The sequence below is a fragment of the Streptomyces sp. NPDC096079 genome, from assembly GCF_040303145.1.
Taxonomy (GTDB): Bacteria; Actinomycetota; Actinomycetes; order Streptomycetales; family Streptomycetaceae; genus Streptomyces.
The window spans coordinates 538,937-552,709 of sequence record NZ_JBEOST010000003.1 but is presented as its reverse complement, the minus strand read 5'-3'; the positions used below and the strand labels follow the sequence as shown (position 1 = coordinate 552,709).

General features: G+C 75.5%; 9 protein-coding genes. 2 read left to right on the top strand and 7 right to left on the bottom strand.

Annotated elements, in window-relative coordinates:
- Positions 1-29: 29 nt before the first annotated feature.
- Positions 30-1,232 carry a DNA polymerase III subunit delta' gene (locus ABTY59_RS09955; RefSeq protein WP_352018389.1) on the bottom strand — a complete coding sequence of 401 codons (1,203 nt, stop codon included), beginning with the start codon at positions 1,230-1,232 and terminating at the stop codon, positions 30-32.
- Positions 1,233-1,288: 56 nt separating this feature from the next.
- Positions 1,289-1,462, bottom strand: coding sequence for a hypothetical protein (locus ABTY59_RS09950; RefSeq protein WP_352018388.1), 174 nt, complete (start codon positions 1,460-1,462; stop codon positions 1,289-1,291).
- A 164-nt stretch (positions 1,463-1,626) separates the two neighbouring features.
- Here ABTY59_RS09950 and ABTY59_RS09945 point away from each other — a divergent pair, with 164 nt between their 5' ends.
- Both ABTY59_RS09945 and ABTY59_RS09940 read left to right on the top strand, forming a co-directional pair.
- Positions 1,627-2,811, top strand: a complete 1,185-nt coding sequence (locus ABTY59_RS09945; RefSeq protein ID WP_352018387.1) for a sensor histidine kinase — start codon at positions 1,627-1,629, stop codon at positions 2,809-2,811.
- Positions 2,799-3,443: a response regulator gene (locus ABTY59_RS09940; protein WP_352018386.1), complete on the top strand. Its 645-nt coding sequence runs from the start codon at positions 2,799-2,801 to the stop codon at positions 3,441-3,443. Before ABTY59_RS09945 ends, ABTY59_RS09940 begins: the two co-directional genes overlap by 13 nt.
- On the opposite strand, the gene ABTY59_RS09935 is transcribed toward ABTY59_RS09940, so the two are convergent.
- The 5 genes from ABTY59_RS09935 to ABTY59_RS09915 form a co-directional block, all read right to left on the bottom strand.
- Positions 3,433-5,850: an FtsX-like permease family protein gene (locus ABTY59_RS09935; protein WP_352018385.1), complete on the bottom strand. Its 2,418-nt coding sequence runs from the start codon at positions 5,848-5,850 to the stop codon at positions 3,433-3,435. The two genes, ABTY59_RS09940 and ABTY59_RS09935, sit on opposite strands and share 11 nt — an antisense overlap.
- Positions 5,847-6,734, bottom strand: a complete 888-nt coding sequence (locus ABTY59_RS09930) for an ABC transporter ATP-binding protein (RefSeq protein ID WP_352018384.1) — start codon at positions 6,732-6,734, stop codon at positions 5,847-5,849. Before ABTY59_RS09930 ends, ABTY59_RS09935 begins: the two co-directional genes overlap by 4 nt.
- 87 nt (positions 6,735-6,821) lie before the next feature.
- Positions 6,822-10,271 carry a dTMP kinase gene (tmk, locus tag ABTY59_RS09925; protein WP_352018383.1) on the bottom strand — a complete coding sequence of 1,150 codons (3,450 nt, stop codon included), beginning with the start codon at positions 10,269-10,271 and terminating at the stop codon, positions 6,822-6,824.
- Between the two features lie 103 nt (positions 10,272-10,374).
- A complete protein-coding gene (gene topA / locus ABTY59_RS09920) occupies positions 10,375-13,221 on the bottom strand; it encodes a type I DNA topoisomerase (RefSeq protein ID WP_352018382.1) in 2,847 nt (948 codons plus the stop codon).
- Between the two features lie 271 nt (positions 13,222-13,492).
- Positions 13,493-13,690 (bottom strand): hypothetical protein, encoded by a 198-nt coding sequence (locus ABTY59_RS09915; RefSeq protein WP_352018381.1) that lies wholly within the window; start codon positions 13,688-13,690, stop codon positions 13,493-13,495.
- Positions 13,691-13,773: the final 83 nt, after the last annotated feature.

Here is a 13,773-nt window from a genome sequence, read left to right as displayed (position 1 = left end):
AATCGCTTCCCGGAGCCGGAACACCGTGCTCAGCCCCGCAGGGCCATCGTCATCGCCTCCACGGCGAGCAGCGGCGCCACGTTCCGGTCGAGGGCCTCGCGGCAGGCGAGGACGGCCTCGATGCGGCGGAGGGTGCGCTCCGGGCTGCTGTCGCGGGCGATCCGCTCCAGGGCGTCCCGCACGTCCGTGTTCGCCAGGGCCGTGGACGAGCGGAGCTGGAGCGCCAGGACGTCGCGGTAGAAGCCGGTCAGGTCGGTGAGCGCGAGGTCCAGGCTGTCGCGCTGGGTGCGTGTCCTGCGCCGCTTCTGCCGGTCCTCCAGCTCCTTCATCGCGCCGGCCGTGCCGCGGGGCATCCGCCCGCCCTGCGCCGCGCCGAGGGCCGCCTTCAGCTCCTCGGTCTCCTTGACGTCGATCTCCTCCGCGACCTGCTTGGCGTCCTCGGCGGCCGCGTCGACCAGCTCCTGCGCGGCCTTCAGGCAGCCGCCGACGTCCTCGACCCGCAGCGGCAGCTTCAGGACGACCGACCGGCGCGCGCGGGCCCGCTCGTCGGTGGCGAGCCGCCGGGCGCGGTCGATGTGCCCCTGGGTCGCGCGCGCGGCGGCCTGCGCCGCCTCCGGCTCGATGCCGTCGCGCCGCACGAGCACGTCGGCGACGGCCTCCACGGACGGGGTGCGCAGGGTCAGGTGGCGGCAGCGGGAGCGGATCGTGGGCAGCACGTCCTCCAGGGACGGCGCGCAGAGCAGCCAGACCGTGCGCGGGGCGGGCTCCTCGACGGCTTTCAGGAGCACGTTCCCCGCGCCCTCGGTGAGGCGGTCGGCGTCCTCCAGGACGATGACCTGCCAGCGTCCGCCCGCCGGGGACAGCTGGGCGCGCCGGACCAGGTCGCGGGTCTCCTTCACGCCGATGGACAGCAGGTCCGTACGGACGATCTCGACGTCCGCGTGCGTGCCGACGAGGGTGGTGTGGCAGCCGTCGCAGAAGCCGCAGCCCGGGGCGCCGCCGAGCGCCCGGTCGGGGCTCACGCACTGCAGCGCGGCGGCGAAGGCGCGCGCCGCGGTCGCCCGGCCGGACCCGGGAGGACCGGTGAAGAGCCAGGCGTGGGTCATCTTGGAGGCCTCGGGGGCCGGCGCTCCGGCGGCGTGGGCGGTCACGAGGGCGTCGGCGTCGCGCGCGGCGGCGGCGAGCTGCTCCTCGACCCGGGTCTGTCCGACCAGGTCGTCCCATACGGCCATGTCTGCCCCTCCTCAGGTACGTCCTCCATTGTGGGGCAGCGCTCTGACAACCCCGGTCAGCCCTCGCTGTGGGGCCGGGTCAGCCACAGGCCGACGGCCGAGCCGAGCAGGAGCGTTCCGCTGCACAGGCTCCCGACGAGCTGGAGGGTGCCGCTCCAGCCGGCGAAGGTGCTGACGTACACGTTGCCGAGGACGCTCGCGGCGAGCAGCAGCCAGAGAAGGACGCGCATGGGATGCCTCCGGGGGTGGGTGACGGGGCGGGTCTCCCCGGGGCGGTCCCGGGGACTCTTCGATCCTGGTCCGCGCCGCGTCCGCGCACAGCCCTGCCCGCCCCCGGAGCGGGGGTGTAGCCCGCTCCACCGTCTCCGCTTCCACCGCCGCCTACCCTGACTCCATGCGCGAGGTGATCAGACAGGCGGCCCGGGCGTGGCTCCACCTCACGATCGGGGCCGCGGTCTCGCTGCTGTGCCACCTGATGGCGGGCGTCGTCCTGTTCACCGGCCTCCTCACCCTCACGGTCATCGGCGCCGGTGTGCTCCCCGAGAGCGTGCTGCTGCTGCGCCGCCTCGCCGCCTGGGAGCGACGCCGTGCGGCCGCGTGGACGGGGACGCCGGTCCCCGAGGCGTACCTGCCGCTCGAAGGCCCCCTCCCCGCGCGCGTGCGGACCGCGGTCGGCGACCCGAGCACCCGGCAGGACCTGCTCTGGGCCGCCGCGCAGCTGCTGTACGGCCTGCTGCTCTGGTACCTGTCGCTGATCCTGTGGGCGCCCGCCCTGCTCGTCGACGGCGTCCTCACCGGGCTCGCGGGGCGCCCGCCGGTGGCCCTGCCCCTCATCGGGCGGCTCGCCGGCCTGGGGGCGGTGTGGTCGCGCGCGCTGCTCACCCCGGCCCCGTCGGCGGCCCGGGACGCCGCCCTCGCCGCCCGGATCGAGCAGCTGACGGCCACTCGGGCGGGCGCGATCGCCGCGCACGGCGCCGAGCTGCGCCGGATCGAGCGCGACCTCCACGACGGGGCGCAGGCCCACCTGGTGGCGCTGTCCATGCGGATCGGTCTCGCGCGCAGGGCGTACGACTCCGATCCCGCGACCGCGCGCAAGCTCCTCGACGACGCCCAGGCGCAGGCGGAGGAGGCGCTGGCCGAACTGCGGCACGTGGTGCGCGGCATCCACCCGCCGATCCTCACCGACCGGGGCCTGACCGGAGCGGTGCGGGCCCTCGCCGCGAGCAGCGGCCTGGAGGCGGCGGTCGCGGTGGACGGCCTCGCCGACCAGGCGCGGGAAGGCCCGCGCGCCCCGGCCGCCGTCGAGGCCGCCGCGTACTTCGTGGTCGCCGAGGCGCTCACGAACGCGGCCAAGCACAGCGGGGCGGCCCGCGCCTCCGTCTCCCTGTCCCGTGAAACGGCCGCTCTCCGCGTGCGCGTGCGGGACGAGGGCCGCGGCGGGGCCGAGGCGGGCGAGAGCGCCGGCTCCGGCCTGACGGGCATGCGGCGGCGGGTCGCCGCGCTCGACGGAACCGTACGACTGACCAGCCCCGCGGGGGGCCCGACCGTGATCGAAGTGGAGCTTCCGTGCGTGTGGTGATCGCCGAGGACAACGCCCTCCTGAGGGAGGGCCTGGTGCTGCTGCTGACCTCGTCCGGTCACGAGATCGCAGGGGTCGCGGCCACCGGCCCCGAGATCCTGCCGCTGCTCCTGGAGCACCGGCCGGACGTGGCCGTCCTCGACGTGCGGCTGCCGCCCGCCTTCCGCGACGAGGGCCTGCGGGCGGCGCTCGCGGCCCGCGAACAGCTCCCGGAGCTGCCGGTGCTGGTGCTCTCCCAGTACGTGGAGGAGACGTACGCGGCCGAGCTCCTGGGCGGCGGCGCGCGGGGGGTCGGCTATCTCCTGAAGGACCGGGTGGGCCGGGTGGACGAGTTCCTGGACGCCCTGGAACGGGTCGCGTCCGGCGGTACGGCCCTGGACCCGGAGGTCGTCACCGAGCTGATGGCCCGCCGCCGCGACGACCCGCTGGACTCGCTCACGCCCCGCGAGCGCGAGGTCCTCGCACTGATGGCCCAGGGTCATGACAACGGCACGATCGCCCGCTCGATGGTGGTCACCGAGCGGGCCGTGCACAAGCACATCGGGAACGTCTTCCTGAAGCTGGGCCTGCCGCCGACCGACAGCGGCGGCCACCGCCGGGTCCTCGCCGTGCTGGCCTACCTCAACGCGTGAGCCCCTTCTGGGCGACCGGGAGGAACACCCCCGCCACCACGGTGACCAGGACGACGCCCGCGATCGCGCCGGCCTGCGCGGGCGGCAGGTAGGGCAGTCCGCCGGTGAGGGCCCAGGCGAAGGCGGTCAGCGGCAGCGCGCCCACCACGAGCCCGACGAGGAGGCCCGTCGCGGTGAGGAACCCGGCCTCCAGGCCGAGCATCCGGCGCAGCTGACCCGCCGATGCGCCGACCTGGCGCAGGAGTTCCAGCTCGCCGCGCCGCCCGGCACCGATCAGGGCCAGGGTGCTCAGCACCGAGAGGACGGTGAGCCCGCCGATCGCGGCGACGATCCCGGCGGACACGATCCCGTTCAGTTCGGCCCCGGGGGCCGTCACCGCCTCGGGGGCGACGGGCGAGGCGCCCCCGGCTCCGGCCGCCAGTACGCGCGCGGGGTACGGATCGCTCATGTGCGGGGCCAGTTCGGCCTTGGGCAGCAGGAACTCGCCGAGGGCGAGCGACCGTTCGTACACCGCGACGACCGTGAGGCGCCTCGGTGTCCCGTCGCCGAGCCGCAGCTCCACCGTCGAACCGGGCTTCACCTCAAGGGACTCGGCCATGGTCGCGCCGACCGCGACCGTGCCCGCCCGGCCGAGGCCCGCGAGGTCTCCGGCGACGACGCCCGGGTCGAGCGTGCCCGCGAGGCCGTCGGCGTCCACGCCGAGGACCGGGAGCCGGTCGAGGCGCGGCGTGCCCGCCTCCGTGCGGGCCAGGACCACCGACGAACGCAGCACGTCCGTGGCCGTCTCGACCCCGGGAAGCTTGCGCACCCGTTCCGCCGTCGTGCCGGTGAACGCGAGGTCGGCGGTGGTCGCGGCCCGTGCCTGAGCCGCCGCGGACCGCTCCATGGTGGCGCCCGCCGAGAGCTGGACCAGCGCGAAGGAGGTGACGAGGACGACGGGGACGAGCGCGGCCCCGAGCCGGCGCGAGTGGGCGGCGGCCCCGGCGGCCGTGATCCGTCCCGACGGGCCGCCGAGCCACCGGATCGGCCGGTCCAGGACCGCCATCGCGGCCCCCGCGATCCACGGCCCGAGCAGCGCGCACCCGGCGACCAGCGTCACCGTGGCCGCGCCGGCGGCGGTGGCGGCCGCGTTGCCGCCCTGGACCGTGGCCGCACCGGCGGAGCCCGCGCCGAGGACGAGCAGCACCAGGCCGGCGACCCGGCGCGCGCCGCCCTTCCCCGGGCGTCCCGGGCGGCGGGCCGCGAGCAGGACCACGAGCCGGGTGAGGCCCACCACGAGGGCGGCGACGAGGGACACGCCTGCGAACAGCCAGGGCGGAGAGGGCAGTTCGAGGCCCTCGGGTACGACTCCGGTACGGGCCCGCAGCGCCGACCACAGCACCAGGAACGCCGGTACGGACACGAGCGCGCCGAGCAGTGCCGCCGCACCCGCCACCCGGGTCACCTCCCGCCCCGCGGCGGCCCGCACCTGACGGGGCGACGCGCCGACGGACAGCAGCAGCTCCCGTTCGGCGGCGCGCTGCCCGAGGGCCTGCGCGACGAGCGAGGCGAGGACGAGGACGGCGACCAGGACGACGGTCCCGGAGACGGCGGCGAGGAGCTGGAGGAGCTCCGTCCGCGCGGGCGGCGCGCCGAGGTGCTCCGCCGCGCCCCGGCCGTTCCCGGTGAGGGCCCGCAGCGGCTGCCCCGCGGCGGTGTCCTCGATCCCGGCGTCGTCGAGGGCGGCCCGTACGCGCGCGTGGAGGGTGTCGACGGGGACGCCGGGCTCGGCGAGGACCCCGACGGCGTCGACGGAGCCGGGGTGCCCGGCGAGCCGCCGCGCCTCGCCCGCCGTGACGTACAGCGCTCCAGGGCCGTCGGCGACACCGACGACCTTCCGGCCGGCCAGGGTGTCCCCGACGCGGGCGCCGAGGCCGGCCCCCGCGACGGTCTCCCCGTCCTGCCGGGGCTCCCGCCCGTCGGTCAGCCGGTACGGGGCGAGCCGGGCCGCCTCCCAGGAACGCCCGGGGTACGCGCGCGTGCCGGCGGGGCCTTCGGCCTCCTCCCGTACGACGAAGACGTCGTCCGGCACCGCCGCACGGACGCCGGGGACGGCCCGCAGGACGTCGACGGCCCTCGCGGGGACCCGTACCCGCTCGGTGAGGCCCGCCGTCTCGGTCTGCGGCTCGCTGCCCCAGGGCCTGGCTGTCCAGCGGACCTCATGGTCACCGGCGACGACGACGGACGCGGCGGCGTACCGCTCCACGCGCGCGTGGCCGAGTCCGGCGGAGCCGAGCGCCAGGGCGAGTGCGCCGAGCAGCGCGGTGGTGACGGCGACGGCCGCGAACACGGCGGCCCACGCCTTGCGGTGGGCCCGCAGCGACCGGGCGGCGAGCAGCCGCACGGCCGGATTCCCGATCCGGCTCACCGCGCCACCGCCGAACCCGCCGGCACCCAGGCCCCGACCCGACGGCTCTCGACGAGGCCGTGCACGCCTAGACGGCTCTCGATGCCACGGCCCTCGACGCGGCGGCTCCCGGATCGGCCGCTCCCCCCGCCGCCGCTCTCGACGCCGGCCCCGAGCGCCTCCCGCACGCCCTTCTCGTCCGGGCGGTCGAGACGCGCGGTGATCCGGCCCCGGTCCAGGAACACGGCCTCGTCCGTCCAGGTGGCGGCGACCGGGTCGTGGGTGACGAGGACGACCGTGCGCCCCCGCTCGTCGACCGCGCGCCGCAGCAGGGCGAGGACCCCGGCCGCCGTGACGGGGTCGAGGGCGGCGGTCGGCTCGTCGGCGAAGACCACCTCGGGTTCGTTGACCAGGGCGCGGGCGATCGCCACCCGCTGCCGCTGGCCGCCGGAGAGGCTCTCGGGCCGGTCCTCGGCCCGGTCGGCGAGCCCCACGGCGTCGAGACCGGCGAGGGCGCGGGCGTCGAGCGCACGGCCCTCGCGGGCCCCGGCGAGGAGCAGCGGCAGGGTGACGTTCTCCCGGACGTTCAGGGCGGAGACGAGGTTGAGGGACTGGAACACGAAGCCGATCCGGTCGCGCCGGAGCCGGGTCAGGCCGGCGGCCTTGAGCGTGGCGAGGTCGGTGCCGCCGATCCGTACCCGCCCGGCCGTCGGCCGTTCGAGTCCGGCCGCGCAGCGCAGCAGGGTGGACTTGCCGGAGCCGGACCGGCCCATCACGGCCAGGAACCGCCCGCGGGGCACGACCAGGTCGACCCCGTCGAGCGCGGGCGCCCCGCCTCCGTACGCGCGGGTCACCCCGTCCAGGGCGAGGGCGGCGCCGTTCTCCGTCACTGCTGTCGTCGTCATGGCTGCAACGTTAGAAAGCCGCAGGTCACGACGGTATGGGGCTGGCTTCCGGAGTGGGGGTGGAGCCAGCTCCACCCCCCGCGTGCCTCAGCGGCGGCGGCCGTCGTCCTCGTGCGGGCCGAACAGCTCGTCCGCGAGGGTCGGCAGGTCGTCGAGCGGGGTCTCCTCGGCCCAGTCGGAGCGGCGGCGGGGACGGCCGTTCTCGTCGAGCTGGGGCAGCTCACGGGTCCGGTCGTTCGCGCCCTGCGGCTCGCTGCGCTCGTTCCGCCCGCCCGCCTCGTCGCGGAAGATGCCCTGCGGCACCCGGTCGGCGGGGTCGGAGCCCCGGTGATCCCGTACGGGGGGCAGCACGGCGGTCTCGTCGGCGTCCCGCGGGTCGCGGATCTGCGGCAGGACGGCGGTCTCCGCCTCGGGCCTCTCGGCCGGAGCCGCCTGGGGCTTCCCGGCCCGCGCGGTCCCGGGCTTCACGACCGGCGTCTCGACCGTGACCTCGTCGGGCCTCCCGGCCGCCGCATTCCCGGGCTTCACGACCGGCGTCTCGACGGTGATCTCGTCCGGCGACACGGTCGGCGCGTCGGGCTTCACGACCGGGGTCGCGACGGTGACCTCGTTCGGCGACACCTCGGCCGAGCGAGCGGCACCCGCGGCGCCGGCCCGTCCGGAGGAAGCCCGCTCGGCGGCGGCGGCCTCGGCAGCGGCCCGCTCCGCGGAAGCACGCGCGGCGGCCGCGCGCTCGGCGGCAGCCGTCCGCTCGGCGGCGGCCTTCTCCGCGGCCTCCCGCTCCCGGGCGGCCTTCTCACGGGCCGCCTTCGCCGTCTCGGCACGCTGGGCGGCGGCGATCTCCGCCGCGGCGCGCTCGGCGGCCGCCCGCTCCGCCGCCGCCTTCGCGACGGCCTCGGCGGCGACCTTCTCCGCGGCGGCCTTGGCGGCTGCCTCCTCCGCGGCCTTCGCGGCCGCGGCGGCCTCCGCCATCCGGCGGGCCTCCTCGGCGCGGAGCAGGGCCTCCTCGGCCTTGCGCTGCTTCTCCAGGCGGCGCTCCTCGGCCTCGGCGCGCAGCCGGGCCTCCTCCTCGGCCTCCTTGCGGAGCCGCTCCTCCTCCTCGCGGCGGGCCTTCTCCTCGGCCTCGCGGCGACGCGCCTCCTCCTCGGCGGCGATGCGCGCCTCCTCGGCCCGGCGGCGGGCCTCCTCCGCCTGCCGCTCGGCCTCCAGACGGCGCGCTTCCTCCTCCTCGCGGCGCTTGCGCTCCTCCTCCTCGGCACGGAGCCGGGCGAGCTGCTCCTGGCGCTCGCGCTCCAGGCGCTCCTCCTCGGCCTTGCGGGCGGCCTCTTCCTCGGCGAGGCGTCGGGCCTCCTCCTCGGCCTTCCGGCGGGCCTCCTCCGCGGCCTTCACCTCGGCCTCGGAGAGCGGCAGCATCCGGTCGAGCCGGTGGCGTACGACGGTGGTGACGGCGTCCGGCTCCTGGCCGGCGTCGACGACGAGGTAGCGGCCGGGGTCGGCGGCGGCGAGGGCGAGGAAACCGGCCCGTACGCGCGCGTGGAACTCCGGCGGCTCGGACTCCAGCCGGTCGGGCGCCTCGGTGAACCGTTCCCTCGCGGTCTCCGGGGAGACGTCGAGGACCACGGTCAGGTGCGGCACGAGGCCGTCGGTGGCCCAGCGCGAGATGCGGGCGATCTCGGTCGGGGACAGGTCGCGGCCCGCGCCCTGGTAGGCCACGGACGAGTCGATGTACCGGTCGGAGAGGACGATCGCGCCCCGCTCCAGGGCCGGGCGGACCAGGGAGTCGACGTGCTCGGCGCGGTCGGCCGCGTACAGCAGGGCCTCGGCGCGGTTCGAGAGCCCCGCCGACGACACGTCGAGGAGGATCGAGCGGAGCCGCTTGCCGATCGGGGTGGCGCCCGGTTCGCGGGTGACGACGACCTCGTGGCCCTTGGCGCGGATCCACTCGGCGAGCGCCTGGACCTGCGTGGACTTCCCGGCGCCGTCGCCGCCCTCCAGGGCGATGAAGAAGCCGGTCGGGGAGGGCGCCTGGACCGGGTCGGAGCCGCGCAGCGCGTCGCGCAGGTCGCGGCGGAGCGGGACGCCCGCCCGGTCGTCGGTCTTCGCGAGGATCAGTGCGGCGACCGGGAGCAGGAGCGCGCCGACGAGGGCGAGCGTGAAGGCGGCGCCGCCGTGCGCGAAGACGAACTCCCCGGAGGCGAGCCGGTGCGGCCCGATGGCGGCGGCGAGCAGCGGGGCGGCGAGCGCGCCGAGGCCCATGGCGACGCGGGCGGTGGCCTGGAGGTGCTCGGTGGTGCGGGCCCGGCGGGGCTCCTCGGTCTCCTGGTCGATCAGGGTGTGGCCGGTGTTCGCGGCGACCCCGGCCGCGTATCCGGCGAGGACGGCGAGGAACAGCACGGTGGCCGTGTCCGGGACCAGGCCCATCGCGATCAGGGCGACGCCGGTGACGGCGATCGCGAGGGCGAGAAGCCGGCGCCGGGACAGGACGGGCAGGACGGAGCCGGCGGTGCGGATGCCGACGGCGGTGCCGCCGCTGAGCGCCAGGATCAGGAGGGCGTACGTGACGGGGCCGCCGCCCAGGTCGTAGGCGTGGAGCACGGCGACGGACGCGGCGGCGGCGATGGCCCCGGCGACGGTCGCGGTGGCGAGGACGAGGAGCGGCAGGGCGCCGGTGCGGCCCTTGCCCTCGTCGGAGCCGGTCTTCCCGGCCGTCGGGCGGCGCAGGCCTTCCAGGGGCGAGCGGGGCCGGGGCGTCTCCCCGCCGGGCAGGGCCATCGCGTACAGGACGGTGACGGACGCGGCGAACAGCCCGGCGGCGACGTACGAGCCGAGGGCGGCCTGGTGCAGCGTGAACCAGTCGATCCCGGCGCCCAGCAGGTTGCCGACGAGGGTGGCGACGAGCAGGACGGCGGCCGCGGCGGGAACGGCGAGGAAGCCGGTGCGCAGGGACAGCCGGCGCAGTGCGCCGAGGTGGTCGGGCAGCGGGCGCACGGCGGCGCCCTCCACGGGCGGCGCGGGCAGCAGCGCGGGGGCGGCGCCCTCGCGGCCGATGGTCCACAGGCGCTCGGCCGCGCCGGTGACGAAGACGGTGCCGAGCAGGTACCAGAGGGCGCTGCCGGGGGTCCAGTCGATCCACAGCGGGGCGATGACGAGCAGCGCGATCCGCACCCCGTCGGCGCCGATCATGGTCCAGCGCCGGTCGAGCGGACCGGACGGCCCGGTGAGGGCGGTCAGCGGTCCGAGGAGGACGGCCCCGAAGAGGACCGAGGCCAGCAGGCGGGCGCCGACGACGGTGGCCACGGCGAGCGCGGCTCCCCGGTAGCCGCCTCCGAGCGCGCCCTCGGCGACCGCGGCCTGCAGGCCGAGGAGGACGAGGACGAGGAGGGCGAGGGCGTCACCGGTGCTGCCGACCAGCTGGGCGCTCCACAGCCGGCGCAGCGGCTGATGGCGCAAGAGGGCCCGTACGGCACGCTCCCGGGAATCCGCGACGAGTGCGGCGTCGGATTCGCCGAGGCGGTCTGGCTGCTCTGCTCGCGTCATCCGTCCACCCTATCCGGACGGCCCTGCTCCCGGCGGCCGCGCCCGAACAAACGTGGGAGGGCGGGAGCACCGCTCCCGCCCTCCCACGACACCGCTTCGGGTCCTACTCCGGCTTGGCCGCCGCCGTCTTCTTGGCGGCGGTCTTCTTCGCCGTGGCCGTCTTGGCCGTCGTCGTCTTCTTCGCGGCGGTCTTCTTCGCCGTGGCCGTGGTCTTCTTCGCCGCCGTCTTGGTGGCCGTCTTCTTCGCCGCGGTCTTCTTCGCCGGGGCCTTCTTGGCGGCCTTCTTCGCCGGTCCCTTGGCCCGCTTCTCGGCGAGCAGCTCGTAGCCGCGCTCCGGCGTGATCGTCTCCACGCTGTCGCCGGTGCGCAGGGTGGCGTTGGTCTCGCCGTCCGTCACGTACGGGCCGAACCGCCCGTCCTTGACGACCACGGGCTTCTCGCTGACCGGGTCGGTGCCCAGCTCCTTCAGCGGGGGCTTGGCCGCGGCCCGGCCCCGCTGCTTCGGCTGGGCGTAGATCGCGAGGGCCTCGTCGAGCGTGATGGTGAAGAGCTGCTCCTCGTCCGTCAGCGACCGCGAGTCCGTGCCCTTCTTCAGGTACGGGCCGTAGCGGCCGTTCTGCGCGGTGATCTCGACGCCCTCGGCGTCGGCGCCGACGACCCGGGGCAGGGACATCAGCCGGAGCGCGTCCTCCAGGGTGACGGTGTCGAGGGCCATCGACTTGAAGAGGGAGGCCGTGCGCGGCTTCACCGCGTTCTTGCCGGTCTTCGGGGTGCCCTCGGGCAGGATCTCGGTGACGTACGGGCCGTAGCGGCCGTCCTTGGCGACGATCTGGTGGCCGCTGACCGGGTCGGTGCCCAGCTCGAAGTCTCCGCTCGGCTTGGCGAGCAGCTCCTCGGCGAGCTCGACGGTCAGCTCGTCGGGCGCGAGGTCTTCGGGGACGTCGGCCCGCTGGTGGCCCTCCTGCTCCTTCTCGCCGCGCTCGACGTAGGGGCCGTAGCGGCCGACGCGGAGCACGATGTCGTTGCCGACGGGGAAGGAGGAGATCTCGCGCGCGTCGATCGCGCCGAGGTCGGTGACGAGTTCCTTGAGGCCGCCGAGGTGGTCGCCGTCGCCGTTCCCGGCGTCCGCCGCGCCGCCCGTTCCGCCGGACTCGCCCTCACCGAAGTAGAAACGCTTCAGCCACGGCACGGACTGGGCCTCGCCGCGTGCGATGCGGTCGAGGTCGTCCTCCATCTTGGCGGTGAAGTCGTAGTCGACGAGCCGCCCGAAGTGCTTCTCCAGGAGGTTGACGACGGCGAAGCTCAGGAAGGACGGGACGAGCGCCGTGCCCTTCTTGAAGACGTAGCCGCGGTCGAGGATGGTGCCGATGATCGAGGCGTACGTCGACGGGCGGCCGATCTCGCGCTCTTCCAGCTCCTTGACCAGCGAGGCCTCGGTGTAGCGGGCCGGCGGCTTGGTGGCGTGGCCGTCCGCCGTGATCTCCTCGGCGCTCAGCGGGTCGCCCTGGGCGACCTGCGGGAGGCGCCGCTCGCGGTCGTCGAGCTCCGCGTTCGGGTCGTCGGCCCCCTCCACGTACGCCTTCATGAAGCCGTGGAAGGTGATCGTCTTGCCGGAGGCGCTGAACTCGGCGTCACGGCCGTCGGCGGCCGTGCCGCCGATCTTCACGGTGACCGAGTTGCCCGTCGCGTCCTTCATCTGGGAGGCGACGGTCCGCTTCCAGATCAGCTCGTACAGCTTGAACTGGTCGCCGGTGAGGCCGGTCTCCGCCGGAGTGCGGAAACGATCACCCGAAGGCCGGATCGCCTCGTGCGCCTCCTGCGCGTTCTTGACCTTGCCCGCGTAGACGCGCGGCTTCTCCGGCAGGTAGTCGGCGCCGTACAGCTGCGTGACCTGCGCCCGGGCCGCCGTGACGGCGGTGTCGGAGAGGGTCGTGGAGTCCGTACGCATGTAGGTGATGAAGCCGTTCTCGTACAGCTTCTGCGCCACCTGCATGGTCGCCTTCGCACCGAAGCCCAGCTTGCGGCTCGCCTCCTGCTGGAGGGTGGTGGTCCGGAAGGGGGCGTACGGCGAGCGGCGGTACGGCTTCGACTCGACCGAGCGCACCGAGAACGACGTCTCGGCGAGCGCGGCGGCGAGCGCCCGCGCGTTCTCCTCGTTCAGGTGGAGCACGCTCTCGGTCTTCAGCCGGCCGTCGGCGCCGAAGTCACGGCCCTGCGCGACGCGCTTGCCGTCGACCGTGGCGAGGCGCGCGACCAGCGAGGACGGGTCGGAGGCGTCACCGGAGCGGCCGGTGCCGAAGGTGCCGGTGAGGTCCCAGTACTCGGCGGAGCGGAAGGCGATGCGCTCGCGCTCCCGCTCGACGACGAGGCGGGTGGCGACGGACTGGACACGGCCGGCCGAGAGGCGCGGCATGACCTTCTTCCACAGGACCGGCGAGACCTCGTAGCCGTAGAGCCGGTCGAGGATGCGGCGGGTCTCCTGGGCGTCGACCATGCGCTGGTTCAGCTCGCGCGGGTTGGCGACGGCCTCGCGGATCGCGTCCTTGGTGATCTCGTGGAAGACCATCCGGTGGACCGGGACCTTGGGCTTCAGGACTTCCTGGAGGTGCCACGCGATGGCCTCGCCCTCGCGGTCCTCATCGGTGGCGAGGAAGAGTTCGTCGGACTCGGCGAGGAGCTCCTTGAGCTTCCTGACCTGCGCCTTCTTGTCGGCGTTGACGACGTAGATCGGCTGGAAGTCGTGCTCGACGTCGACCCCGAGGCGGCGCACCTCGCCGGTGTACTTCTCCGGCACCTCGGCGGCGCCGGAGGGGAGGTCACGGATGTGCCCGACGCTCGCCTCGACGACGTAGCCGGGGCCGAGGTAGCCCTTGATCGTCTTCGCCTTGGCAGGCGACTCGACGATGACGAGTCGGCGGCCGCCGTGTGCGGTCTCGCTGGTCGGGGACAACTTCGCTCTTCTCTCCGGATCGACACTCTCTGGCACGTACGGCACTGGCACGTACGACAGCGGCACGGACGGTGACGCTCCCGTCGCTGCGGAGTGTGACGGTACAACCCGCCCCCGTGTCAAACGGCGAAAGCCCGCAACGGCCACTCGAACGGTAACCCGAGTCCTGGCATTCCTGCCGCCCGGACTCCCGGTCCGGCGGGGCGGGCGTCCCCCCGGGTGCCGTCACCGACGGGGTCGCGGGCGGGGAGCGCGGGGTGGGCCGGAGGGATCAGAGCCGGGCGAAGCACCAGAGGCCGAGGGCCAGGAAGGCGGCGCCTGAGAGGCTCGTCAGCGCCACCGCGGTGCGGGGGGCGACCCCGTGCGCCACGGGCTCACGGTGCAGTGTCCGCACGGCGGTCCACAGCAGCAGCGCGCCTCCGAACAGCGTGAACGCCGCTCCCGCGAAGATCGCCGGCCCGCTCTCCATGCCCGTACCCCGTTCCGTCCCCGTGCGGTGTTCGCCCCTCGCGGCCGAGGCTGACACCCCCGGGCATCGTGGGCACGAACTCC

Coding starts and splice junctions, on each gene's coding strand:
- ABTY59_RS09955 (WP_352018389.1), bottom strand. CDS start 1,232: ATGGCCGTATGGGACGACCTGGTCGGACAGACCCGGGTCGAGGAGCAG.
- ABTY59_RS09950 (WP_352018388.1), bottom strand. CDS start 1,462: ATGCGCGTCCTTCTCTGGCTGCTGCTCGCCGCGAGCGTCCTCGGCAAC.
- ABTY59_RS09915 (WP_352018381.1), bottom strand. CDS start 13,690: ATGGAGAGCGGGCCGGCGATCTTCGCGGGAGCGGCGTTCACGCTGTTC.
- ABTY59_RS09945 (WP_352018387.1), top strand. CDS start 1,627: ATGCGCGAGGTGATCAGACAGGCGGCCCGGGCGTGGCTCCACCTCACG.
- tmk (WP_352018383.1), bottom strand. CDS start 10,271: ATGACGCGAGCAGAGCAGCCAGACCGCCTCGGCGAATCCGACGCCGCA.
- ABTY59_RS09930 (WP_352018384.1), bottom strand. CDS start 6,734: ATGACGACGACAGCAGTGACGGAGAACGGCGCCGCCCTCGCCCTGGAC.